Annotated in this window: 23 protein-coding genes; 4 read left to right on the forward strand and 19 right to left on the reverse strand. The window is 71.2% G+C overall.

Features of this window, described 5'->3' with window-relative positions:
- Positions 1 to 116: 116 nt before the first annotated feature.
- The 3 genes from lipA to bpln_RS16570 form a co-directional block, all read right to left on the reverse strand.
- Positions 117 to 1103 (reverse strand): lipoyl synthase, encoded by a 987-nt coding sequence (gene lipA, locus bpln_RS16560; protein WP_042626114.1) that lies wholly within the window; start codon positions 1101 to 1103, stop codon positions 117 to 119.
- Positions 1096 to 1848, reverse strand: a complete 753-nt coding sequence (gene lipB / locus bpln_RS16565) for a lipoyl(octanoyl) transferase LipB (RefSeq protein ID WP_042626115.1) — start codon at positions 1846 to 1848, stop codon at positions 1096 to 1098. Before lipB ends, lipA begins: the two co-directional genes overlap by 8 nt.
- A gap of 114 nt (positions 1849 to 1962) precedes the next feature.
- Positions 1963 to 2286 carry a DUF2917 domain-containing protein gene (locus tag bpln_RS16570; protein ID WP_055139306.1) on the reverse strand — a complete coding sequence of 108 codons (324 nt, stop codon included), beginning with the start codon at positions 2284 to 2286 and terminating at the stop codon, positions 1963 to 1965.
- Positions 2287 to 2387: 101 nt separating this feature from the next.
- Here bpln_RS16570 and bpln_RS16575 point away from each other — a divergent pair, with 101 nt between their 5' ends.
- Positions 2388 to 3389: a transcriptional regulator GcvA gene (locus bpln_RS16575; RefSeq protein WP_055139307.1), complete on the forward strand. Its 1002-nt coding sequence runs from the start codon at positions 2388 to 2390 to the stop codon at positions 3387 to 3389.
- Positions 3390 to 3530: 141 nt separating this feature from the next.
- On the opposite strand, the gene bpln_RS16580 is transcribed toward bpln_RS16575, so the two are convergent.
- The 10 genes from bpln_RS16580 to bpln_RS16625 all read right to left on the reverse strand — a co-directional run bounded on the left by bpln_RS16580 (position 3531) and on the right by bpln_RS16625 (position 13124).
- Positions 3531 to 3839 (reverse strand): HP0495 family protein, encoded by a 309-nt coding sequence (locus bpln_RS16580; RefSeq protein ID WP_042626118.1) that lies wholly within the window; start codon positions 3837 to 3839, stop codon positions 3531 to 3533.
- Between the two features lie 36 nt (positions 3840 to 3875).
- Positions 3876 to 4787, reverse strand: coding sequence for a D-amino acid aminotransferase (locus bpln_RS16585; RefSeq protein WP_055139562.1), 912 nt, complete (start codon positions 4785 to 4787; stop codon positions 3876 to 3878).
- 125 nt (positions 4788 to 4912) lie between these two features.
- Positions 4913 to 6214, reverse strand: a complete 1302-nt coding sequence (locus tag bpln_RS16590) for a D-alanyl-D-alanine carboxypeptidase family protein (protein ID WP_042626120.1) — start codon at positions 6212 to 6214, stop codon at positions 4913 to 4915.
- Positions 6215 to 6659: 445 nt separating this feature from the next.
- On the reverse strand, positions 6660 to 7292 hold the full coding sequence (locus tag bpln_RS16595) for an alpha/beta hydrolase (protein WP_042626121.1): 633 nt from the start codon (positions 7290 to 7292) through the stop codon (positions 6660 to 6662).
- A gap of 149 nt (positions 7293 to 7441) precedes the next feature.
- Entirely contained in the window at positions 7442 to 7765 is a 324-nt protein-coding gene (locus bpln_RS16600) for a (2Fe-2S) ferredoxin domain-containing protein (RefSeq protein ID WP_055139308.1), read from the reverse strand.
- A 212-nt stretch (positions 7766 to 7977) separates the two neighbouring features.
- Positions 7978 to 9198 (reverse strand): VanZ family protein, encoded by a 1221-nt coding sequence (locus bpln_RS16605; protein WP_042626123.1) that lies wholly within the window; start codon positions 9196 to 9198, stop codon positions 7978 to 7980.
- 37 nt (positions 9199 to 9235) lie between these two features.
- Positions 9236 to 9865 (reverse strand): ABC-type transport auxiliary lipoprotein family protein, encoded by a 630-nt coding sequence (locus bpln_RS16610; RefSeq protein WP_042626772.1) that lies wholly within the window; start codon positions 9863 to 9865, stop codon positions 9236 to 9238.
- A gap of 202 nt (positions 9866 to 10067) precedes the next feature.
- On the reverse strand, positions 10068 to 11018 hold the full coding sequence (locus bpln_RS16615) for an MlaD family protein (RefSeq protein ID WP_042626124.1): 951 nt from the start codon (positions 11016 to 11018) through the stop codon (positions 10068 to 10070).
- A 16-nt stretch (positions 11019 to 11034) separates the two neighbouring features.
- Complete coding sequence (locus tag bpln_RS16620; protein WP_042626773.1) at positions 11035 to 11892, reverse strand: ABC transporter ATP-binding protein; 858 nt, start codon at positions 11890 to 11892, stop codon at positions 11035 to 11037.
- Between the two features lie 59 nt (positions 11893 to 11951).
- Entirely contained in the window at positions 11952 to 13124 is a 1173-nt protein-coding gene (locus bpln_RS16625) for an MlaE family ABC transporter permease (RefSeq protein ID WP_042626125.1), read from the reverse strand.
- A 598-nt stretch (positions 13125 to 13722) separates the two neighbouring features.
- On the opposite strand from bpln_RS16625, the gene bpln_RS16630 reads away from it, so the two are divergent.
- The 3 genes from bpln_RS16630 to bpln_RS37385 all read left to right on the forward strand — a co-directional run bounded on the left by bpln_RS16630 (position 13723) and on the right by bpln_RS37385 (position 16151).
- Positions 13723 to 14628, forward strand: a complete 906-nt coding sequence (locus tag bpln_RS16630) for a biotin--[acetyl-CoA-carboxylase] ligase (protein ID WP_055139309.1) — start codon at positions 13723 to 13725, stop codon at positions 14626 to 14628.
- Positions 14625 to 15506, forward strand: a complete 882-nt coding sequence (locus bpln_RS16635; RefSeq protein WP_055139310.1) for a type III pantothenate kinase — start codon at positions 14625 to 14627, stop codon at positions 15504 to 15506. The genes bpln_RS16630 and bpln_RS16635 overlap by 4 nt, the downstream gene beginning before the upstream one ends.
- Before the next feature lie 72 nt (positions 15507 to 15578).
- Positions 15579 to 16151, forward strand: coding sequence for a hypothetical protein (locus bpln_RS37385; RefSeq protein ID WP_244132095.1), 573 nt, complete (start codon positions 15579 to 15581; stop codon positions 16149 to 16151).
- A 17-nt stretch (positions 16152 to 16168) separates the two neighbouring features.
- On the opposite strand, the gene rfaE2 is transcribed toward bpln_RS37385, so the two are convergent.
- The 6 genes from rfaE2 to bpln_RS16670 form a co-directional block, all read right to left on the reverse strand.
- Positions 16169 to 16654, reverse strand: coding sequence for a D-glycero-beta-D-manno-heptose 1-phosphate adenylyltransferase (gene rfaE2, locus bpln_RS16645; protein WP_042626775.1), 486 nt, complete (start codon positions 16652 to 16654; stop codon positions 16169 to 16171).
- A 221-nt stretch (positions 16655 to 16875) separates the two neighbouring features.
- Positions 16876 to 17742, reverse strand: a complete 867-nt coding sequence (locus tag bpln_RS16650) for a ferritin family protein (protein ID WP_171907428.1) — start codon at positions 17740 to 17742, stop codon at positions 16876 to 16878.
- A 445-nt stretch (positions 17743 to 18187) separates the two neighbouring features.
- The gene (locus tag bpln_RS16655) at positions 18188 to 19675 is read right to left on the reverse strand and encodes a patatin-like phospholipase family protein (RefSeq protein WP_244132096.1); all 1488 of its coding nucleotides are present in this window, start codon (positions 19673 to 19675) and stop codon (positions 18188 to 18190) included.
- 30 nt (positions 19676 to 19705) lie between these two features.
- Positions 19706 to 20596 carry a PhaM family polyhydroxyalkanoate granule multifunctional regulatory protein gene (locus bpln_RS16660; protein ID WP_055139311.1) on the reverse strand — a complete coding sequence of 297 codons (891 nt, stop codon included), beginning with the start codon at positions 20594 to 20596 and terminating at the stop codon, positions 19706 to 19708.
- Between the two features lie 175 nt (positions 20597 to 20771).
- Entirely contained in the window at positions 20772 to 21623 is an 852-nt protein-coding gene (locus bpln_RS16665; RefSeq protein ID WP_055139312.1) for an enoyl-CoA hydratase/isomerase family protein, read from the reverse strand.
- A gap of 59 nt (positions 21624 to 21682) precedes the next feature.
- Complete coding sequence (locus bpln_RS16670) at positions 21683 to 22675, reverse strand: fumarylacetoacetate hydrolase family protein (RefSeq protein ID WP_055139313.1); 993 nt, start codon at positions 22673 to 22675, stop codon at positions 21683 to 21685.
- Positions 22676 to 22736: the final 61 nt, after the last annotated feature.

The raw sequence follows: 22736 nt of genomic DNA on the forward strand, positions 1-22736 counted from the left end.
GCGGGCGCGGCGGCAGCGCGGCGGCCCGCTCACCTCCGCCCCAAAGCAAAAGCCCGCCGGAGGGCGGGCTTTCGGGTCGTGCTTTCAGGCGCCGCTTTCGCGCCGACGGGGGTGACTCAAACCACGCCCGCCCCATGCGCCTGCAGATCGGCGTGGTAGCTCGAACGCACCATCGCGCCCACGGCCGCGTGCGTGAAGCCCATCTTGTAGGCCTCTTCCTCGTACATCTTGAACACGTCCGGATGCACGTACTCGCGCACCGGCAGGTGGTGCTCGGACGGCTGCAGGTACTGGCCGATCGTCAGCATGTCGACGTCGTGCTCGCGCAGGTCGCGCATCACCTGCAGGATTTCCTCGGGCGTCTCGCCCAGGCCCACCATCAGCCCCGACTTGGTCGCGACTTCCGGATGCAGCGCCTTGAAATCCTTCAGCAGCTTCAGCGAATGCGCGTAGTCCGAACCGGGGCGTGCTTCCTTGTAGAGGCGCGGCACCGTTTCGAGGTTGTGGTTCATCACGTCGGGCGGCGCGGCGTTCAGGATGCCGATCGCACGGTCGAGCCGGCCGCGGAAGTCCGGCGTGAGGATTTCGATGCGCGTCTCGGGCGACTGCTCGCGCACCTGGCGGATGCACTCGACGAAGTGGCCGGCGCCGCCGTCGCGCAGGTCGTCGCGGTCCACGCTCGTGATCACCACGTACTTCAGGCGCAGCGCGCCGATGGTGCGCGCGAGGTTGGCCGGCTCCTGCGGATCGAGCGGATCGGGGCGGCCGTGGCCGACGTCGCAGAACGGGCAGCGACGCGTGCATTTATCGCCCATGATCATGAAGGTGGCGGTGCCCTTGCCGAAACACTCGCCGATGTTCGGGCAGCTCGCTTCCTCGCAGACGGTGTGCAGGTTGTGCTCGCGCAGGATCGTCTTGATCTCGTTGAAGCGCGAGCTGCCGGTGGCCGCCTTCACGCGGATCCACTCGGGCTTCTTCAGCTTCTCGATCGGCACGATCTTGATCGGAATCCGGGCCGTCTTTGCCTGGGCCTTCTGCTTCGAGGTCGGATCGTAGGCGGCGACCGGATCGGCCGATGCGGGGGTTGCGGTTACGTCAGTCATTCGAATGTTCCAGTGCCTGCGGCAAAGCGGCGGCGATGGTGCCGTCGAGGTTGGCGGTCAGACGGCGCACGAGCGTGCCGGCGACGTCGCGCCAGTCGGCGATCACGCCGACGGTCGCCATGTCGACCGTTTCGAGTCCCGCGTAGCCGCACGGATTGATCGCGAGAAACGGGCGGAGGTCCATCTGCACGTTGAGGCTCAGGCCGTGATAACTGCAGCCGTTGCGGATCTTGAGCCCGAGGGCGGCGATCTTCGCGCCCGCATGCGGCCCCGATTCCACGTAGATGCCGGGCGCGCCCGCCTTGCGGACCGACGCGAGATTATACGCCGCGAGGGTTTCGATCACGGCCTGCTCGATGCGCTCGACCATGCCGCGCACCATCAGCTTGCGGCGCCGCAGGTCCACCAGCAGGTAGGCGACGATCTGGCCCGGCCCGTGATAGGTGATCTGCCCGCCGCGATCGACCTTCACGAGCGGCACGCCGCTGTCGGCGATGAGCAGGTGCGAAGGGTTGCCGGCCTGGCCGAGCGTGAAGACGGGCGGATGTTCGACGAGCCAGATCTCGTCGGGCGTGTCGGGCGTGCGCGCGTCGGTGAACGCGCGCATCGCGTCGAAGGTCGGCTCGTAAGGCGCGGAGCCGAGCCACCGCACGACGATCGGCGACAGCGCGGCGGCCTCGGGGGCACCCGCGCTGCCGGACTCGATGGATATAGGGGACAGGTTAGAAACCGGCGGCGCTGACATGGGCGCTAGTTTACCGAAAACCGACACGCGCCGCCGGCCTCCTGTGCGGTAACGGCAACGGCGATGCCGACATCGATGACGTCAATGGCGGCCGATGCGCGTGGCGCGCGCCGCTCAGACCGTGCGCCAGCCGTCGTGGAAGCGCGCGAGCCAGCCGGCGAGCCGCGCGAACAGCGTGTGCGCGGCCTCGCGCGGCGTGGCCGCGACGCTGAACGAGACGCAGGCGCTGCCGGGCCCCTCGACGCCGAGCCACAGCCGCTCGCCGCGGCGCAGCCGCAGCGACGCACCCGACATCAGGAAATAGTCGTCCACGTCGTGGCTGCGCGTGGCCCAGACCGTCGCGCCCTGCACCGCCAGACGCGTGCTGCGCACCACTTTCATCGGTACGATCTCACCGGTCTGGATCTCGAACGTAACGCTTGAAGAAATTTCTCTCATGATGCGCTCCGGTAAGCACGGTGGAATGACTACAATCGTAGACACATCAACGGCTTGCGCAAAACGAGACGTTTTCACGTTCTTGTGAGAAAAATTAGCAAGTGGATTCTCGCAAACTTCCCCCGCTGAACGCGCTGCGCGCGTTCGAGGCCGCCGCCCGCCACGGGAGCTTCTCGCGTGCGGCCGACGAACTGTTCGTCACGCACGGCGCGGTCAGCCATCAGGTCCGCGCGCTCGAGGAGGAACTCGGCGTGCCGCTCTTCACCCGCAACGGCCGGCGGCTCGGGCTCACCGAGGCCGGCGAGCGCTACGCGCGACAGGTGCGCGCCGCGCTGGCCATGCTGGTGGACGCGACGCTCGAGGTCTGCGCGTCGGACCGGCCGAACCGGCTGATCGTGTCCTCGCTGCAGTCGTTCGCCGCGCGCTGGATCACGCCGCGGATCGGCTCGTTCATCGACCGGCATCCGGGCATCGACCTCGAACTGAAGTCCACCGATTCGCTAACCGATTTCTCGCGCGACGACGTCGACGTGGCGATCCGCTTCGGCAACGGCCACTACCCGGGCCTGCACGTGGAAAAGCTGTTCGACGAGGTGTTCCTGCCGGCCTGCGCGCCCACGCTCAACGGCGGCGTGCTGCCGAGGGAGCCGGCCGACCTGGCGCGCTACCCGCTGCTGCGTTCCGACGATGAACTGTGGCGCCCGTGGTTCGACGCCGCCGGCCTCGCCACGCTGACCGAGCCCAAGCGCGGGCTGCTGTTCCAGGATTCGTCGCAGTTGGTGCAGGCCGCCATCGACGGCCAGGGCATCGCGCTGGTGCGCCGCTCGCTGGCGGCGGCCGAACTCGAGGCGGGCCGCATCGTGCGCCTGTTCGACATCCTCGGGCCGAGCCCGTGGCACTGCTATTTCGTCTGTCCGCGCTCGCGGATCCAGCTGCCGCGCGTGCAGGCGTTTCGCAGCTGGCTGCTGGAGGAACTGGCGCGCTTCGAGCAAAGCTGGGCGCGCGTGATGGCGCGGCCGGCGGCCAGCTCGGCGGCCGCGCGCAGCGCGGCGAGGGAGATCGGGAAAGTCGCCGACGTCAGGGCGACCGGCGAGGTGCCCTGAGCCGGGCGCGGGCAACGGGGCAACGGCGGGATCGGGGGCCGGTGCGGACCGAGGAAAACGCGGCGGCGCACGCGCGGCGGCCGCCGGCCATGCCGCCCGCGCCGCCTGGAGATACCTGACGACGCGGGCAGCCGGCGCGAATTACAGCACGACCTTGACCATCGGATGGCCGGTCAGCGAGCGGTAGATGTCGTCGAGCTGCTGCTGGCTGGTGGCGCGCACGGTGATCGTCAGGCCGGTGTAGTTGCCGCCGCTCGACGAACGCTCCTCGATCTTCTCCAGATCGATCTCGTTGTCGTGAACGGCCACCACCTTGAAGATCGTGTCCTTGAACTCGGGATGCGCCTTGCCCATGATCTTGATCGGGAAATCACAGGGAAATTCGAGCAGCGTGTCCTTCCTGGTATCGATCGCACCAGTCAGTTCGACTGTCTTGGTCGGTTCGGTCATTTGGCTTCTCCAGAAGGAATCGATGAAAACGGGCGTTCAGGCGAGCGCCAGCTCGCGTGCCTTGGCGCGCTGGTAGGCCTCGTAGAGCGCGATGAACACGGGGCCGGGGCGGCCGTCCTGCACCGGCAGATCGTCGAGCGAGGTGACGGGCAGGATTTCGCGCGTGGCCGACGTCAGCAGGATCTCGTCGGCCGCGCGCAGTTCGGCTTCGTTGATCTCGCGCGCCACGAACGGAATCCCGCACTCCTCGGCGAGTTCCTCGACGAGCGCGTAGCGGATGCCTTCGAGGATCCGGTTGCTGCGCGGCGGGGCGAGCAGTTCGCCGTTCTTCACGACCCAGACGTTGGTCGACGAGCCCTCGGTGAGGTTGCCGTCGCGCAGCTGGATCGTCTCGAACGCCTTGCGTTCGGCCGCATGCTGGGCCATCAGCACGCTGCCGAGCAGCGAGGTCGACTTGATGTCGGCGTGCAGCCAGCGGCGGTCTTCCGCCGTCACGCAGCGCACGCCGGTGGTACGCATCTCGTTGCCGGGCAGCTCCATCGGGCTGACCATCATGAACACGGTGGGCACGACATCGGCCGGAAAGGCATGGCCGCGCCTGGCGACGCCGCGCGTGATCTGCAGGTAGACCTTGGCGTGCTCGCCCTCGTCGAAGCCGGCCGCGTTGGCGGCGAGCAGCTCGTCGATCAGCGTGGTCCAGCCGGCGTCGTCGCGCGGGTTCGGGATGCCGAGCTTCTTGAGGCTGCGCTCGAGCCGCGCCAGATGCTGCGGCAGCCGGAACGGCGTGCGGCGGCCGTCGTGCGCGTACACCGGCACGACCTCGTAGATGCCGTCGCCGAAGATGAAACCGCGATCGAGGACCGGCACGCGCGCCTGCGACAGCGGCACCCGTTGCTCCTCGGCCGAGATGCTCAGATAGACGACCGGATCGAAATCAGCTTGGCTCATGGCGATCAAAAAATCTCAGTGGCGATGCGTCCGAGTCGACCACGTCGCGGCACGGCGCGGGTTGCGGCAGGTCAGCGGAGCCCGGCGCGGCGCGCGCGCCGGCCCCGCGCCGGGCCGGTGTCTGCTTACTTCTTGCTGAACATCAGCAGGATCGAATCCCAGAGGCGGCCGAAGAAGCCCGCTTCCGGCACCGCCTGCAGCGCGACGACCGGGAACTGCGCGACCGTCTTGCCGTCCGCCACGAACTGCACCGTGCCGACCTGCTGGCCTTCGGCGAGCGGCGCGATGATCGGCGTGTTCAGCGTGACCTGCGGCTTGATCTTGTCGCCCGCGCCCTTGGGCAGTGTCACGAACTGGTCCTTCTGCACGCCGACCTGCACCGAGTTCGCCCGGCCCTTGTAGACGCGCGGCGTATCGACCGCCTGGCCGCCCTTGTAGAGACGCACCGTGTCGAACGCGCTGTAGCCGTAGTTCAGCATCTTCAGGCTGTCCTGCACGCGGTCGCTTTCCCTGGTCTCGCCCATCATCACCGACACGAGGCGGCGCGAGGCGTCGGAGCCCGGCAGCGGGCGCTTGGCCGAGGCGATCAGGCAGTAACCGGCGGCCTGCGTGTGGCCGGTCTTCAGGCCGTCCACGGTCGGGTCGATCCACAGCAGCCGGTTGCGGTTCGGCTGGCGGATGTTGTTGTAGGTGAATTCCTTCACCGAGAAGATGTTGTAGTAGTCGGGGAAGTCGCGGATCAGGCGCGCCGACAGCACGGCGAGGTCGCCCGCCGTGGTGTAGTGCTGCGGATCGGGCATGCCGTTCACGTCGGCGAAGTGGGTGCCCTTCATGCCGAGCTTCTGCGCCTCGGCGTTCATCATGTTGACGAACTGCGATTCGCTGCCGCCGACCAGCTCGGCCAGCGCGATCGCGGCGTCGTTGCCCGACTGGATGATCATCCCGTAGACGAGGTCGTGGACCGACACCGGCTTGTTCGCCTCGATGAACATGCGCGACTCGTCGGTGCCGACGCGGCGCACCGCCTCGCTCGGCGTCACGACCTGCTCCATCGAGATCTTCTTGGTCGAGAGCGCCTCGAACACCAGGTAGGCCGTCATCAGCTTGGTCAGCGAGGCGGGCTCGACGCGCTCGTCCGCGTTGCCGGAGGCGAGCACCTGGTTGCTGCTCGCGTCGACCAGCACCCACGAGCGCGCGTTCACGCCGGGCGGCGGTACCGCGCCCGGCAGATAGGTGGCCGGCGCGCCGGTCGGCGCCTCGGCGGCCGCCGCGGCGGCCTTCGCCTTGGCGGCGGGCTTTGCCTGCGCGACGGCGACCGTCGTCACGAGCGCGGCGGGCACGACGACGCCGAGCGCGACGTTGCGCGCGACGGTGGCGAAAGCGGTGGAAGAAGCGAGGGACTTGAGGCCTACGGAGGACAAACGCATGATCGATTCAGGCAGATGGCAGAAAGTGCTGCGCACGGGGCGCGAGATCGGGGAACCGGGACGGCGAGCGGTCCGGCCGCGGCACCTTGGCGGAGCCGGGCGCGACGCGCGGGATTGGACAGGCGGCAGCGGCGTCGGTTCGCGCGCCGCGCGGGTTTCGCGCGGCGTCACCGAACCCGCCAACCGCACCCGACCAGGCGCGCGACGCAGGCAAGCCCGGCCATTATACGGGCGGGCGGGCGGCCCAAGCCCGCAAGCGGCGTTTTCGTCGCGCGGAACGGACAGGCCGCGGCGCGTGCGATCCGGCCCGGAAATCGTCGCGCGAGGCGGCTCGATCGCCGGTTCGATGCCGGCATTCATGCCGGGTTGATGCAGGGCTGATGCCGGGTCGAGGCAAGGTCGAGCCGGATCGACGCCCGGCACGGCGGCGGCCACGCGGCCGGCTTCAGCGCCAGGCGTCGGTGATCACGCGCCGGAGGATGTGCAGCTTGCGGTGGAAGAAATGCTCGGCGCCCGGGATCACCACCACCGGCAGTTCCTGGGGCCGCGCCCAGTCGTAGACCGAGGCGATCGGCACCGTGTCGTCGGTTTCGCCGTGGATCACGATGGTGTCCTCGGGCACCGCGGCCACTTCCCAGCGGCTTGCCGCGGTGCCGACGAACACCATCCGCTCGATCGCCGCGCCCTGCTCGCGCAGGCGCTTCGCGACATGCGACAGCACGAACGTGCCGAACGAGAAGCCGGCCAGCACCAGCGGCGCGTCGGCCTGGCCCGGCTGCGCGCGCAGGTGGGCGATCACGGCGAGCAGGTCGTCGGCCTCGCCGTGGCCGTTGTCATGGGTGCCCTCGGTCGCGCCGACGCCGCGGAAGTTCGAGCGATAGACCGTGTAGCCGAGTTGCGTGAAGGTGCGCGCGAGCGTCTGCGCGACCTTGTTGTCCATGCTGCCGCCGAACAGCGGATGCGGATGCGCCACCAGCGCGACGCCGCGCGTGGCGGTGCCCTCGGGCGGCTGGTCGACGGCGATCTCGATGCGGCCGACCGGGCCGTCGATCAGGAATTTCTCGGTTTGGGCATTCATGGCGGCGCTTCGCTGCGAGGTATCGGTGAATCGGGGTGAATCGGCGGGAAAACCACGGGAAAAACGGCGGCCCGAACGCGCCGCGAACGGCGCACGGGATCGCGAGGCAACCAGACGGAACGGGGCGAGACGGAACGCGCGAACGCCGCTCAGATCGTCAGGCGCTCGACCACCTTGCCGTCGCGCAAATGCGATTCGACGATCTCGTCGATGTCCTGCTTGTCGACGTAGGTGTACCAGGTGCCCTCGGGATACACCACCATCACCGGCCCCTCCTCGCAGCGGTCGAGGCAGCCGGCCTTGTTGATGCGAACCTTGCCGGCGCCCGCGAGGCCCAGCTCCTTCACGCGCTTTTTCGCGTATTCCTGCATCGACTGCGCACCGCAATTCGCGCAGCTTTGACGATTCGCGCTCGGGTCGCGCTGGTTCAGACAGAAGAAGACGTGGTGCTGGTAGTAGGCGTTGCCGTTCATGGTGTGGGAGCCGCCCGCGTGCGCGAGGCGCCGCCGGCTGAATGGGTGAGGTGGGTGAACGATTATAGCGAGCGGCGGCGACGGGCGCAGAGGCCGCGCGCGGGCGTCTTTTCGTGACGGGCGCCTGTCGTTTCGTAATGAACCCGCGGCGGGAGGCGAGCGGCGGCGAGCCCGGCCGACATGCCGGCGTGCATGGACGCCTGAACCCCCGCTCAGCGGCCCCGGTGCCCGGTGCCGTCCGCCCCGTCGCTGCCCGGCCCCCGGCCGCGCGCGCGGCGGCCGAGCCAGCCGCGCTCGGCGTGCCACGCGAGCCAGATCAGCGCCGCGTAAGGCCAGATCCAGGCGAGCCAGCGCGCGATGCCGTTGAAGTGCAGGTAGCGGCCCTGGCTCCAGCCCGACAGCGCATAGTCGAAGAACGGATTCACCGGCAGCACGTTGACGAGCACCAGCGAGACGGCGAGCGCGGCGGCGGCGGCGGTGGCGCGCCAGACCGCGCGCAGGCGCAGCGCGGCGAGCCCTGCCTCGAGGCCGAGCGCGATGCCCGCGCAACCGCCCGGCGTGGCCCAGTCGAACGCGAGCCCGCTGCGCGACTGCACGAACGTGGCGGCCAGCTTCAGCACCAGCACCACGGCGACGAAGCCGATCACGAGCCGCTGGCGCGGCGCCTCGCGACGCATCGTCAGCGACGCGAGCGCGAGCGCCGCGAACAGGCCCAGCGCGGCGAGCAGCGCCTCCCAGGCGGTGGCCGACAGGCGCGCGTCGAGCGCGTCGAACGCGTCGGACCACCCCGCCACGCGCCAGCCGGCCGGCGCCCAGGCCAGCAGCGCGTCGCGCATCGACACGTCGGCGCGATCCCACAGCTCGCTCGGCCAGCTGCCGATGCCGAACAGGAACGGCGACGGGAACAGCACCGCGAACGGCCACAGCGCCGACAGCAGCAGCGGCGTGGCCGCGTCGCGCTCGAACCAGCTGTCGCGCAGCCGCCTCAGCAGCCCGCGCTCGATCAGCGCCGGCACGACGGGCGCCGCCAGCAGCGCGCCGAGCAGGGTGCCGAGCGCGTTGGCGCCGAGGTCGAGATTCGAGGCGACGCGGGTGGGCAGGTAGGTCTGCAGCGCCTCCATCGCGCCCGACACCAGCGTGCCGAACAGCGTCGCGGCGAGCACGGCGGCCGGCCCGCGCACGCGTGGATGCAGCGCGCCCACCGCGAGCGCGCCGAGCGGCAGGTAGCCGAGCACGTTGGTGACGACGTCGAAGCCGGTCCAGTAGCGCGGCATCGGCGCGAGCAGATAGTCGAACGGGCCGACGCCGAGCGAGCGCCAGCCGGAGAACGGGTACAGCGAGGCATAGACGATCAGCGCGGCATAGGCCGCGAACAGCCGCCGCCCGAGCGACGAGGCGTGGAGCGCGGCGGGCGGCGGCGCGCCGGCCGTCATCGCGGCTCCGGACCGGGCATGGCCGGCGCCGCGCGCGTCATGGCGAGGCGCTGGCCTGCACCGCGAGCCACGCCACCAGCTGCGCCACGAGTTCATTGCTGGCGGCGGCCAGCGCCGCCGCGCCGCCCGCCGCATCGGGCGTGCTGGCCGGCGCGCGCGACACGAAGCTGCGCTGGCCGAGCACGGCGCCGTCGCGCGTGAGCGTGGCGCGCACCGCCACCTCGCCGTGGCTCTGGTCCTGGCCGTCGAACACCTGCTCGAACTCGTTCAGCTCGACGTGCAGCACGGTGGCGCGCACCGCGTCGCCGCCGTCGAGCACCGTGCCGCGCGAGGCCAGCGCCGTGCGCAGCCGCTGCGTGAGCAGCTGCGCGGGCGGCGCGGTCCAGCGGCTGTCGCGGTAGGTGGCGATGCGCTGCGCGTCGGCGTAGGCGAGCCGGTAGACGAACTTGTCGGTGTCGAACGCGTCGGGCGCGCGCATGTCGAGCACCTTGAGCACGGTGCCCGAGGCCGGCGCGGCGGCAAAGCCCCCGCTGTCGATCGGGCCGAGGTCGTAGCGGATGTCGGACATCCGGGCCGCATCGCTCGCGCAGCCGGCGAGCAGCGCCAGTGCGAACGCGGCGCCGGCGAGCGCCGCGCGGCGGGCGGAAACAACAGTGAAGCGTGACATCGCGAATTCCTGCATGGTCTTGATCTCGTAAGCGGGTGGCCGAAGCCTCGTGAACGGGCGCCGCCGCGCGCCGCGCCGGCTGCCCGGTGCCGCGGCCGCCCGCTTGCGGCGCCCGCGTGCCTCGTCCTGTCGTGACGGTGCGGTCATGCGTTCGCGCATTGCGGCCGGGAGCGGGTTCGCCCCGCCCGCGCGCCGTGCAAGCTCAATGCCCGGGCGCGGCCTGCGGCCAGGCGAAGCCCGCCTCGCCCGGCCCCGGCAAGCCGGCGCTGGTGCCGAACAGCAGGCTGCGCGGGTTGCGGCTGATCTCGCCGGCCACCTCGCGCACCGTGCGCGAGGTGTCGCCGAGGTTCGAACTCAGCGAATTCACGCGCGGCAGCGTTTCGTAACGGATGCTCGCGTTCAGTTCGGACAGCGTCTGATCCATCGAGGCGAGCGCAGTTCCCGCCTGCTCGGCCGCCTTGCCGGCGCGGTCCAGGTTCGCGGCCACCGGCCCGTGCGGCCCGACCAGCGAGTCGGCCGAGGCGAGCGCCTGGTTCAGGCGGCGGGTGGTCTCGGGCAGCTGCGCGGTGACGGGCTCGAGCGATTTGGTCAGCGCGGCGACGCCGTCGGCGGCCTGCTGCACGCTCGCCTCGGTGGCGCGCAACTGCTCGCGCATCTCCGGCGAGAGCATCGCGTTGACGCTCCTGGCGGCCACCTCGAACTGCTTGAGCAGCACGTCGCCGCGCTGCTGGAGCTGGTCGAACAGGCTCGGATGCAGCGGGATCTGCGCGACCGCCTTGTCCGAGGTGGGCAGCGGCGCGAGATCGTGGCCGGTGTCGTCGAGCTGCACGAACGCGATGCCCGTCACGCCCTGGAAGCCGAGCGTGCCGAACGTCGAGCGCGTGATCGGCGCGTCGCGATCGACCAGGATGCGGATCGAGATCTCGCCCGGATGCGCGTGGTCGAAGTGGATCGAGGCGACCTTGCCGACGTCGAGCCCGCGATAACGCACGGCCGCGTCGGGATAGAGGCCGGTCACATTGGTGCGAGCGACCAGGTCGTAGGGGATCCGCACCGTGCGGTCGACGTTGAACCAGAACACGGTCGCGATGATCGCGAGCAGCAGGCCGATGGCGAAGAGGCCGGCCCAGAACGCATGTGACTTGTTTTCCATTCGCGATTCCCTGGTGTTACAGCTCGACGCTGGACAGCGCCGGTTCGAGTGCCGCCTTCGGCAGCTTCGCGCGCCGCTCGGGCGGCAGCGCCTGCAGCGCGCGGCGGCCGCGCAGCCCGAGGAAGTATTCCTTGATGAACGGATGATCGACGCTGGCCGCCTCCTCGACGGGCGCGGCCACCAGCACCTTGCGGTCGGCGATCACCGCCACCCGCGTGGAGAGCGCCACCATCGTATCGAGATCGTGCGTGATCATCACCACGGTCAGGCCGAGCGTGCGGTGCAGCGTGGCGATCAGGTCGACGAACTCGTCGGAGGCGCGCGGGTCGAGCCCCGCCGTCGGCTCGTCGAGGAACAGCAGCTCGGGCTCCAGCGCGATCGCGCGCGCGATGCCGACACGCTTGACCATCCCGCCCGAGAGCGCCGAGGGCATCTTCGAGGCGTGCTTGCACGGCAGCCCGACCATCTCCAGCTTCAGCATCACGATCTCGTGCAGCAGGTCGGCGGGCACGCGGCCCAACTCGCGCAGCGGCTGCGCGATGTTGTCGAACACCGTCAGCGACGAGAACAGCGCGCCGTGCTGGAACAGCATCCCCGAGCGGCTGCGCATCACGCGCGCGGCGTCGCCGTCGAGCGTGGCGATGTCCTCGCCGAACACGCGCACGGTGCCCGAGGTCGGCCGCTCCAGGCCGAGGATCTGGCGCACCAGCGTGGTCTTGCCCGAGCCCGAGCCGCCCACGATCGAGATGATCTCGCCCTGCCGCACGTCGAAGTCGAGATGCTCGTGGACCACGTTGCGCCCGTAGCGCTTGGTCATGTCGCGCACCTCGATCACGTAGCCTGCCTCGCCCGCGCCCTCGGTGGCCGCGCGCATCGCGGCGGCGGCCGTGTCGCCGCCGGGCGCCGGCGTGTTCGCCGTGTGTCTGTGGTCCATCATCCGAGCCCCACGTTCTGGAACAGGATCGCGAACACCGCGTCGGCGAGGATCACCACCGTGATCGACGACACCACCGAGGTGGTGGTGCCCTCGCCGAGGCTCTGCGAATTCGCCTTGATGCGGAAACCGAAGTGGCAGCCCACCAGCGCGATCAGCATGCCGAACACCACGCCCTTGCCGAGCCCGATCCAGAGGTTTGCGATCGGTACCACGCCCGGCAGCGAGCGCACGAAGAAGTTGAAATCGATGCCGAGCGCGAACTTCGCGGCGAGCGCCCCGCCCGACAGCGCGACGATATTGGTCCACATCACCAGCAGCGGCATCGCCACGCCGAGCGCGAGCACGCGCGGCAGCACGATGCGCAGCCCGTGCGGGATGCCCATCACGCGCATCGCATCGAGCTCCTCGGTCACGCGCATCACGCCGATCTGCGCCGTGATCGCCGAGCCCGAGCGCCCCGCCACCAGGATCGCCGAGAGCACCGGGCCGAGCTCGCGGATCACCGACAGCCCGAGGATGTTGACGATGTAGCGGTTCGCGCCGAACTGCTGCAGCTGCTGCGCCGACAGGTAGCTGAGCACGATGCCGATCAGGAACGCCACCAGCGCCGTGATCGGCAGCGCCCTCGCGCCGGCGTTGTAGACGTTCGCGGAGATCTCGGTCCACGGCATCGTCTTCGGGCGCCGCATGACCGCGCCGAGATCGAGGATCACGCGGCCGAACATGGCGACGCCGCCGAACAGGTGCTCGCCGAACTGGAACATCGCGAGGCCGAGCCGCGTGACCGGGTCATGGCGCACCACCGGCTCGGGCGCCTCGCGCGCCTCGTCGAGCCGCTCGATGCGTTCGAACACGATGCGCTGGTTGTCGGTCAGCGCGACGCCGTCCGGCAGCCGGTGGCCCCAGGCGCGCCAGAGCGCCTGGCCGCCCACGTGGTCGAGCCGCTCGATCGCCGAGAGGTCCCAGCGCGCCGCCGGGCCGTCCGCCGCGGCCGGCTCGCGCGAGCGCCGGCCGCGCGCCGCCTGGCCGCGCGCGAGCTTCTCGGCGCGCCGGACCACGAGGCCGCGATTGCGCGCCAGCGCGAGCGCCGTCCATTGCCCGGACAGGCGCACGATCTTGCCGCCGTCGACGCGATCGACCGACAGGCCGGGAGGTGTCTGGAAATCCAAGAGGCGATTCTTGCGAGAAATTTGATAAAGGACATTGTATCGAACCCCATCTGGCTGCGCGCCGGAAGCGGAGCACGAGAAAACCCGCGGCCGGAGGCATGCGCCCGGTCGTTGGCGGGCTAGTGCCGGGGGCCTGTCGCGCGGCTTTCGATATTGACCGTCGGCCGACCCGACCGCCGCCGACGCGGTGGGTCAACGGCCAACGGGGACAGGCCGTCCTCGGGTCAGCCTCGCGTCGGGCGGGAGTGCGGCGCTCATGCGGGCGCGCGCGTCCGGACTCGCGCCGACGCGCCGGCGCAAGCGACGACGGGCGCGCTATCACGCTCCCGACGCGGCCGCAGGTGGCGCGGGCGAGCATGCCCCGGACCCGCGACGGGCGCGACGGGCACGATGACCGGGACGGGGACGGGGACGGGGACGGGGACGGCCGTATCGTCCCCCGCCTGACGCGCCGCGCCACCGCCGGAAGCCGGCGCCGACAGCACATCGCGCAATATCGCGCCCGCGGCAACCGCGCCCGCCCCGACCGTTCGCCCGCCCCGGCGGCGCCGCGCGAACGTTCCGGCCCCGCCGCGCCGGCTCTCGTACAATAGCCGCCATGAACGTCTCCCCGCCCCTGCCCGACGACGCGCGGATCGATCCGACGCGCGCCTGCTCGCTGCCCGCCAACGCCCCCGAGCCGTGGCCGCTCGACATCGTCGAGGCGACCGGCTCGACCAACGCCGACCTCGCCGCCCATCTGAAGACGCTGCCGCGCACGCGCAACGCGCTGCCCCGGCCGATCGTGCGCGTCGCCTACGAGCAGACCGCCGGCCGCGGCCGCCAGGGCCGCCCGTGGTTCGCGCTGCCCGGCAACGCGCTGCTGTGCTCGGTCGGCTGCGTGCTGCCGCGCCCGGTGGACGCGCTCGCCGGCCTGAGCCTCGCGGTGGGCGTCGCGCTGGCCGAGGGGCTCGCCACGCTGCCGCTCGCGCGCGGCCAGCGGGTGCGCCTCAAATGGCCGAACGACCTGCTGCTCGCCGATGGCGACCTGCCGGTGGGCAAGCTCGGCGGGATTCTCGTCGAGACGGTCTGGAACACCGCCGACGCGACCGCGATCGTGATCGGCTTCGGCATCAACGTGCGCGGCGCCGAGGCGGTGGCCGCCGAGGTCGCCGCGCTGCGCGAGCGCAACGCCGCGCTGGTGGGCGCGCTGCCGCCCGCCGCGCTGTCGTCGGCCTGCACGAGCGCGAACCTCACCGATACGCTCGCCGCCGTGCTCGACCCGCTCGCCACCGCGCTCGAACGCTTCGCCGCCGACGGCCTCGCGCCGTTCCGGCCGCGCTGGGCCGCGCTGCACGCGCATGCGGGCCGCGAAGTCGTGCTGCTCGAACAGGGCCAGGAAGTGGCGCGCGGCGTCGCGGCCGGCATCGACGACAGCGGCCAGCTGCTGCTCGACACGGCCGACGGCCGGCGCGCGATCGCGGCCGGCGACGTCTCGCTGCGCGAGACCGGAGCCGCGCCATGACGGCGGCGCCCCTCGCGCTGCTGGTGGACGCGGGCAACAGCCGGATCAAGTGGGCGCTCGCCGGCGCCGACGGCACGCTCGTCGAGAGCACGGCGATCGGCCGGACGGCGGCAGCCCCGGCGGCGGGCGGCGCTCCCGGCCCGACGCCCGGCGGCCTCGCCGGCGGCGCCGGGGCCCATGCCGAGACGGCGATTCCCGCCTGGACCGGCCGCGCCGCGCCGCGCCATGCCTGGATCTCGAACGTGGCGGGCGCCGAGGTGGGCGCGCGCATCGATGCGCTGATCGACGCGCGCTGGCCCGGGCTGCCGCGCACGCTGGTCACGGCACGCGCCGAACAATGCGGCGTGACCAACGGCTACGCCACGCCCGCGCAGCTCGGCAGCGACCGCTGGTGCGGGCTGATCGGCGCGCACGCCGCGTATCCGGACGAGGCGCTGCTGATCGCGACGTTCGGCACCGCCACCACGCTCGAATCGCTCGCCGCCGACGGCCGCTTCACAGGCGGCCTGATCGCGCCGGGCTGGGCCATGATGATGCGCGCGCTCGGCATGCACACGGCGCAGCTGCCGACGCTCACGACCGACACGGCGCTGCGACTCGTCGGCGAACTCGACGACGCGTCGGGCCGCGTGCCGTTCGCGCTCGACACGGCGCACTCGCTGTCGGCCGGCTGCCTGCAGGCGCAGGTGGGCCTGATCGAGCGCGCCTGGCGCGACCTGACGACGGAGGGCCGCGCGGTGCGGCTGCTGCTGTCGGGCGGCGCCGCCGACGCCGTGGCGCACGCGCTGACGGTGCCCTACACGCGGCACGATTCGCTGGTGCTGTCGGGGCTGGCGCGGATCGCGAGCGATGCGACGCGCGACGGCGCCGGCCAATGAGGTCACAATCGAGGCCGCGCGCCGGAATGCCGTCGGCCCGGCCGGACTGATTATCGAGGGAGAGCTTCGACGATGATGCTACGTTGGTTGATCGCGATCTTGCTGGTGGCCAACCTCATCGCGCTGGCCGCGATCGAGGGGCTGTTCGGTCCGCCGCCCGCGGCCGGCGCGCGCGAGCCCGCGCATCTCGCCCAGCAGGTGCGCCCGGAGGCGCTGCGCGTCAGCGCGACGGCGCAGGCGGCCGAAACGCCGGTGGTGGGCGGCCCGATCACCTCGCCGGCGATCGACGTGCAGCCGCTCGGCGCATCGGCGCCGGACGCGGCGTCGGGCGCGGGTCCGGCTTCGGAGGCGGCGGCCTCAGGCGCTTCGGCGGCCTCGGGGGCCGCGGCACCCGCCACGGCACCAACATCCGGCGCGTCGGCCGCGACGCCGGCATCCGCTTCGCCCGCCGCATCGTCGGCAGGCCCGGCGCCGGCGGCCGCCCATGCCGCGAAGCTCGACAGCGCCGCGCCGGTGGTCGCCGCCGCCGCGACCCTCGCGCCGGTGGCGCTGGTCGAGGGCAAGAAGCGCCGCGCGGCCGCCAGGGCGCGCGCCAAGGCCAAGCCGCACACGGCCGCGCCGCACCACAAGACGACGCGCGCCTGACGCCGCGCGCCGGGGGCTCAGCCCTGGTGCGCGCGCACCTTCTTCAGGAGCGCCGTGGTCGAGCGCTCGAACTCGAACGGAATCGCCAGCGCCTTGCCGCCCCAGCCACGCACGAGCGCCGACTCGGGCAGCGCGTCCATGTCGTAGTCGCCGCCCTTGACGAGGATGTCGGGGCGCACCGCCTCGATCAGCGCCACCGGCGTCTGCTCCTCGAAACCCACCACCCAGTCGACGCACTCCAGCGCCGCGAGCAGCGCCATGCGGTCTTCCTGGCGATTGATCGGCCGGTCGTCGCCCTTGCCGAGCATGCGCACCGAGGCGTCGCTGTTGACGGCGACGATCAGGCAGGCGCCGAGCGCGCGCGCGTCGGCCAGATAGGTGACGTGGCCGCGATGCAGGATGTCGAACACGCCGTTCGTGAACACGACGGGCGACGGCAGCGTCGGGCGCAGCGCGGCGAGCGCGTCGCGGCTGATGAATTTACGTTCGAAGGCGGCGGGCATCGGCATGGACTCCGGTCGAAAGGTCGGCGCGGGACGCGACAGGGGTGAGCGGTTCGCCGGACGGGCCGGCGGCGGCAGGTTCGGCGACGGAACCGCGAAATCGAAGCAAAAAGTGCGGCAGCGCGGCGGTGCGGCGGCAAAAAAACGCTCACGCCCTCACGCCGCGCCATAAAAAAAGCCCGCTGAGCATCGGCGGGCTGGTGTCACGGCGGCGCGCCGCGTCAGGCGGGCTGGGCGGCCGCGCCGCCTTCCGGCGCCTGCAGGCGCATCGTCACTTCCTTGCGATAGCGGTTCAGTTCCTGAGCCGTCGCGAAGGTGCGCTCGAACAGGATCGACAGGTTGTGCAGGATGCGGTCGACGACCTTCTTTTCCCACTCGCCGTCGAAGCGGATCTGCTCGTCGAGCCAGCGCTCGAGCCACTCGGGATCGGGCAGGCGCGACTGCACGGTGTCGCGCGGGAACAGTGCCTGGTTCACGTGCAGGTTGGTCGGGTGCAACGGCTTCTCGGTGCGGCGCGCCGAGGCCATCAGCACGCCGATCTTCGCGAACGCCGAACGCGCCGCGTCGCCGCAGTTCGTGAGCGCCTTCTTCATGTAGCGCAGGTAGGCGCCGCCGTGGCGTGCCTCGTCGCGCGAGATCGTTTCGTAGATGTGCTTGATGACGGGCTCGGTATGCCATTCGGCGGCACGGCGATACCAGTGGTTCAGACGGATCTCGCCGCAGAAATGCAGCATCAGCGTCTCGAGCGGCGGCGCCGGATCGAATTCGAAGCGCACCGCGTGCAGTTCTTCCTCGGTCGGCATCATTTCCGGCTTGAAGCGGCGCAGGTATTCCATCAGCACCAGCGAATGCTTCTGCTCCTCGAAGAACCAGACGCTCATGAACGCCGAGAAATCGCTGTCGTGGTGGTTGTCGCGCAGGAACATCTCCGTCGCGGGCAACGCCGACCACTCGGTGATCGCGTTCATCTTGATCGTCTTCGCCTGTTCATCCGTCAGCAACGACGCATCGAACTTGTCCCAAGGGATGTCCTTCTCCATGTCCCAACGGACGGCTTCGAGCGATTTGTAGAGTTCCGGATAAAGCATGGTGTTCATGGTCCCACCCCTGTTCTGCGCATTGCGACTGCTAAACGTGACTGTTGCATCAAGCGCCCACAATGCGGGCGCCGACCTGACGAACCGGTAATTTTACGCGCTAAACCACGCGCCGGATGCACCTGGGCATCGACGCCTTTTCTGCGAACGCGCAACCGCTTGCGGGGCGGGCACGCGCAACGCTCGATCCGGCCGAGCCTCGCGCGTGCCTTTTGAGAGGTAGGCCGGCTCGAGGCCGGCTGTCGTTGTCGGGGCCGTGCGCGCGAGCGTCGGGGACGTATCGCGTCGCCAGCACCCGTCCTGGATGATTTCGGCGTCGGCGATGATAGCACGCACATGTGACTGATCCACGACATGAGCCGGGCGAAACGCGACGAAGCGTCGCATACAAAGCACAGCCGCCGCCGGGCGGCGGACGGCCCGGAACCGGTCCTGCTCAGCGCCTGTCGTTCCGTTCGGATAGCGAACCGATCGGTGAAGAATTGGGGGGCACGGCGCCGTCGGAACCGGAGCATGCCGGTGGCGGCGACGCGGCGGGCGGTTCGGCGACGAGCGGTCCGGCGACACGCGGTTTAACGGCGGCCGATTCGGCGGCGGGCGGTCCGGCAGCGGACGATTCAGCGCCAGGCGAATCGACGACGCGCGTTTCGGTGGTGAACGGTTCGGCAACAGCCGGCGCGGCAGCCGACAACGCGGCACCGGGCGAATCGACAACCGCCGGCACGAGCCCGGCCGGCAGTCCGTGCGCCGTCGCCGGCGGCCCGCCGCCCGGGCTCGCCGACGCGAGCCACGCGGCCAGCGTCTCGCGCTGCCGCAGCGCGTCGGCGTGGCCGAGCGCGATCAGTTCGCGCGTGAACTCGGCCTCGAACAACAGGTAGCTGGCAAACGACGCGCCGGCCGGCTGGTTGCCGCCGATCGCGCCAAGTAGCCCGCGCACCGTCAGCGGCAGCCGCCGCAGGTGCTTCGCGGCGATCAGCTCGATGCGCTCGGACGGCGCGATCGCGAGCACGTCGACATGACGCCAGCCGCTCTCGGGCTCGATCTGGCGCGGCAGGTGCTCGACCACGCGATTGACGTGCTCGATGCGCTCGATGTCGGTGCCGATCGAATCGAGGAACACGCTCGCGAGTACCTGCTGGCCGATCTGCGCGAGCGACGGATAGCCGACCGCATGGCCGTTGGCGGCCGGCACTTCGGGGCGCGCGGCCGCCGCGCCGATCACGACGATGCGGTCGCCGCCGAAATGGATCGCCGGCGAGAGCGGCGCGATCTGGCGGATCGAGCCATCGCCGAAATACTCGATGCGCCCGTCGATCACGAGCGGCACGGCCGGGAACACGAACGGGATCGCCGACGAGGCGAGCAGGTGCGCGGCCGACAGATCGACCATCCGCGCCGTGCGCTGCGCGCGCCGCCATGCGTGGATCGGCTCGCTGCCGGCGTAGAACGTCAGGTGGCGCCCGCTCGTGTAGCTGAGCGCGGTGATCGACAGCGCATGCAGCCGGCGCGCGCCGAGCATCTGGCCGATACGGTGGAAATCGAGTTCGCGCCGCAGCAGGTCGGCGAGCGGCGCGTTGTCGAGCAGCCCGCGCGGCGCGCGCCGCGCCGCCCAGCCGACGCTCATCGCGGCAAGCCAGCGCGCGCCCGCGCCGGCCACGCCGAGCCAGTCGGTGCGGTAGATCATCTCGGCCCGCAGGTGCTCCCAGAACGACAGCAGGCGCGCCGCGCCGCGCGGGAAATCGTCGGCGTGGCTCGCGATCGCGGCCGCGTTGATCGCGCCAGCCGACGAACCGCAGACGATCGCGAACGGCAGCTCGCGGCGCGCCGGCTCGACCTCGCGCGCGATCTCTGCCAGCGCCTGCAGCACGCCGGCCTGATACGCGGCGCGCGCGCCGCCTCCCATCAGAACGAGCGCGAGCCGCATCAGGGCCTCAGGAGAGGGGGATGGCGCGCATCACGGGCTGCGCTTGCGCGACGCCTTCGCGGCCGGCGGCGGCGTGTCGTTCGGCGCCTCGCCGGATGCCTGGGCGCGCGGCGTGCGCGGCTTCGGCGGCGCCGCGCGGCGCGTGGCCGGCTTGTGCGCGCGCGGGCCGGCGGCCTGCGCCGGTGCCGGTGCCGGCTTCGGTTTGGGCTCGCCGGCGCCTCCCGGCGCCGCGCCCGGCCCGGCGGCGCCGGGCTGCGTCATCGCGAAACTGGCGAGCTGGCTGAACTGCGATTGCAGCAGGTTCCACCAGCCGGCCGGATCGAACGCCTCGGCGCCCGTCGGCGGCGCGCCGGCGCCGGGCGCCGCGCCCGGGCCGGTGGTCCCGGCACTGCCGGCGGCCGCACCCGCCCCGGCCGCGTCGCCGGACGCACTGCCCGCGGCCTTGCCCGGTTCAGGCGACGCCGACGCGACCGCGCCGAACGGCGGCATGCCGAACGGCGACGCGAACGCCGGCGCGGCCGACGCGGGGGTGCCCTTGGCTTCGGCGCCCGATGCGACGGCCGCCTCGGCGGCGGCCATCGACTCCTGCGCGAGCGCGCCGAACGCACGCAGCGTGGCGAGCGTGGCGCGCTGCACCTCGAGCGCCTGGATCGCCGACTGCAGCATGCCGAGATTGAGCTTCAGCCATTGCTCGACGGCGCGCAGGTCGGTGATCCGCTTGTCGAGTTCCTCGACGCTCGCGAGCGGCGCCATCATGTCGGACATCGCCGACAGCGACGGCGGCAGCCCCTGGCCCGGCGCCGCGCCGATGCCGGCGCCGAACGGCGAGAGCCGCATCATGTCCCACATCCGGTCGAGCATGTCGGACGGCTTGAAGCCTGCGAAGCCGGAAAACGGGTTGGAGCCGGAAGTATCGGTCATGCGGCAATCCTTCGTGACGGGTTCGATTGGGCGGGCGTCGGGCGACGGCGCATGATCCGATCATAGCGCGCGGGCGCGACGCGCGAACGGCACGTTCGATGATCCTGTGCCCGATCTTGCGCCGCCGGCGGGCCGGAATCGCGCGACGTCGCGCGAACGCGCACTGGCCTCGACGTCACGGCTTGCCGGCCTCACCGTCCGACGGCGAGGCCGCGCCGTCGAAATCGGGTGCGCGACGCTCGCGCAGCGAATCGATGCCCTCGCGCACGTCCGGCCCCGAGAACCCCATGAATTCGAGCGCGAGCGACGCGTCGAAGGTCGGCCCGGCCATGCGCAGCCAGTTGTTGAGCGCGTACTTGGTCCAGCGAATCGCGCTCTGCGAGCCGTGCGCGAGCCGCTCGGCCACCGCCAGCGCCGTCGGCAGCAGCTCGGTCGCGTCGACGGCCAGCGACACGAGCCCGATCCGCTCGGCTTGCGCGCCGCTCACCGGCTCGCAGAGCAGCAGGTGGTATTTGGCCTTCGCCATCCCGCACAGCAGCGGCCAGACGATCGCCGCGTGGTCGCCGGCGGCCACGCCGAGCCGCGTGTGGCCATCGATGATGCGCGCGTCGTTCGCGGCGATCGACACGTCGGCCAGCAGCCCGGCCACCAGCCCCGCGCCCACCGCCGGCCCGTGCATCGCCGAGACGATCGGCTTGCTGCAATTGATCACGTTGTAGACGAGGTCGCGCGCCTCGTGCCAGACGCGCGTGCGCACCGCGAAGTCGTCGGCCATCTGCTCGACGAGCGCGAGATCGCCGCCCGCCGAAAAGCCCTTGCCCTCGCCGCGGATCAGCGCGACGCGCACCTCGGGATCGCGGTCGAGGTCGCGCCAGATCCCGGCGAGCTCGCGGTGCATGCGCGCGTCGGCGGTGGCGAGGCCGCTGCGGTTGGCGCCCTCGCCGCTCATCACGATCTCGAGGATGCCGTGCGGCAGGCGCCGCAGCCGCAGCGCCTGGTAGCCGGCGTAAGCATCGGGTTGGCTCATGTCTCGCTCCTTGTCGATGTCGTTATGGTGGCGTTGTGTCGTGATGGTGCCGCCCGCGCTCAGGCCGCCCCGTCGAGCGGCGCGACAGCCTGCTCGATCGCGCCGAAGATCGACTTGCCGGCCGCGTCGAGCATCTCGATCTTCACGCGATCACCGTAGCGCATGAACTCGGTGGCGGGCGCGCCGTGCTCGATGGTTTCGAGGCAGCGCTTCTCGGCGATGCAGCAGTAGCCGCGCGTGGCGTCGCGGTTCGACACCGTGCCCGAGCCGACGATGGTTCCGGCCCGCAGGTTGCGGGTCTTCGCCGCGTGCGCGATCAGCTGTCCGAAATGAAACGTCATGTCGGTGCCGGCGTCGGGCTGGCCGACCCGTTTGCCGTTCCAGTGAACCAGCATCGGCCGCGAGAGGCGCCCGTCGCGCCAGCTCTCGCCGAGCTCGTCGGTGGTGACGGCCAGCGGCGAGAACGCCGTGGCCGGCTTGCTCTGGAAGAAGCCGAAGCCCTTCGCGAGCTCGGCCGGAATCAGGTTGCGCAGCGACACGTCGTTGGCCAGCATCACGAGCCGCACGGCCTTCAGCGCGTCGTCGGGCGCGGTGCCCATCGGCACGTCGCCCGTCACCACCGCCACCTCGGCCTCGAAGTCGATCCCCCACGCCTCGGAGGCGCAGACGATGTCCTCGCGCGGCCCGAGGAAATCGTCGCTGCCGCCCTGGTACATCAGCGGATCGGTCGCCAGCTCGGGCGGCAGCTCGGCGCCGCGCGCGCGGCGCACCAGCTCGACGTGGTTCAGGTAGGCCGAGGCGTCGGCCCACTGGAACGCGCGCGGCAGCGGCGCCATGCAGTCGGCCGCCTCGAACGCGAACGAACGGCGCGCGCGGCCGTGGTTGAGCGCGTCGTAGAGCTCGCGAAGCTGCGGGGCGTGGAAGGTCCAGTCGTCGAGCGCGCGCTGCAGCGTCGGCGCGACCGTGTCGGCGATCGCCGCCGTCTGCAGGTCGCGCGACACGACGATCAATTGGCCGTCGCGCGTGCCGTCCTTCAGCGATGCAAGTTTCATGGAGCTGGGTACCGTGTAGTGACGAGGAAAGGAAACTATTCTACGATGGTGAACCGCGCGG

This window comes from Burkholderia plantarii (genome assembly GCF_001411805.1).
Taxonomy (GTDB): Bacteria; Pseudomonadota; Gammaproteobacteria; order Burkholderiales; family Burkholderiaceae; genus Burkholderia; species Burkholderia plantarii.

Coding starts and splice junctions, on each gene's coding strand:
- lipA (WP_042626114.1), bottom strand. CDS start 1,103: ATGACTGACGTAACCGCAACCCCCGCATCGGCCGATCCGGTCGCCGCC.
- lipB (WP_042626115.1), bottom strand. CDS start 1,848: ATGTCAGCGCCGCCGGTTTCTAACCTGTCCCCTATATCCATCGAGTCC.
- bpln_RS16570 (WP_055139306.1), bottom strand. CDS start 2,286: ATGAGAGAAATTTCTTCAAGCGTTACGTTCGAGATCCAGACCGGTGAG.
- bpln_RS16580 (WP_042626118.1), bottom strand. CDS start 3,839: ATGACCGAACCGACCAAGACAGTCGAACTGACTGGTGCGATCGATACC.
- bpln_RS16585 (WP_055139562.1), bottom strand. CDS start 4,787: ATGAGCCAAGCTGATTTCGATCCGGTCGTCTATCTGAGCATCTCGGCC.
- bpln_RS16590 (WP_042626120.1), bottom strand. CDS start 6,214: ATGCGTTTGTCCTCCGTAGGCCTCAAGTCCCTCGCTTCTTCCACCGCT.
- bpln_RS16595 (WP_042626121.1), bottom strand. CDS start 7,292: ATGAATGCCCAAACCGAGAAATTCCTGATCGACGGCCCGGTCGGCCGC.
- bpln_RS16600 (WP_055139308.1), bottom strand. CDS start 7,765: ATGAACGGCAACGCCTACTACCAGCACCACGTCTTCTTCTGTCTGAAC.
- bpln_RS16605 (WP_042626123.1), bottom strand. CDS start 9,198: ATGACGGCCGGCGCGCCGCCGCCCGCCGCGCTCCACGCCTCGTCGCTC.
- bpln_RS16610 (WP_042626772.1), bottom strand. CDS start 9,865: ATGTCACGCTTCACTGTTGTTTCCGCCCGCCGCGCGGCGCTCGCCGGC.
- bpln_RS16615 (WP_042626124.1), bottom strand. CDS start 11,018: ATGGAAAACAAGTCACATGCGTTCTGGGCCGGCCTCTTCGCCATCGGC.
- bpln_RS16620 (WP_042626773.1), bottom strand. CDS start 11,892: ATGCGCGCGGCCACCGAGGGCGCGGGCGAGGCAGGCTACGTGATCGAG.
- bpln_RS16630 (WP_055139309.1), top strand. CDS start 13,723: ATGAACGTCTCCCCGCCCCTGCCCGACGACGCGCGGATCGATCCGACG.
- bpln_RS16635 (WP_055139310.1), top strand. CDS start 14,625: ATGACGGCGGCGCCCCTCGCGCTGCTGGTGGACGCGGGCAACAGCCGG.
- bpln_RS37385 (WP_244132095.1), top strand. CDS start 15,579: ATGATGCTACGTTGGTTGATCGCGATCTTGCTGGTGGCCAACCTCATC.
- rfaE2 (WP_042626775.1), bottom strand. CDS start 16,654: ATGCCCGCCGCCTTCGAACGTAAATTCATCAGCCGCGACGCGCTCGCC.
- bpln_RS16650 (WP_171907428.1), bottom strand. CDS start 17,742: ATGCTTTATCCGGAACTCTACAAATCGCTCGAAGCCGTCCGTTGGGAC.
- bpln_RS16655 (WP_244132096.1), bottom strand. CDS start 19,675: ATGCGGCTCGCGCTCGTTCTGATGGGAGGCGGCGCGCGCGCCGCGTAT.
- bpln_RS16660 (WP_055139311.1), bottom strand. CDS start 20,596: ATGACCGATACTTCCGGCTCCAACCCGTTTTCCGGCTTCGCAGGCTTC.
- bpln_RS16665 (WP_055139312.1), bottom strand. CDS start 21,623: ATGAGCCAACCCGATGCTTACGCCGGCTACCAGGCGCTGCGGCTGCGG.
- bpln_RS16670 (WP_055139313.1), bottom strand. CDS start 22,675: ATGAAACTTGCATCGCTGAAGGACGGCACGCGCGACGGCCAATTGATC.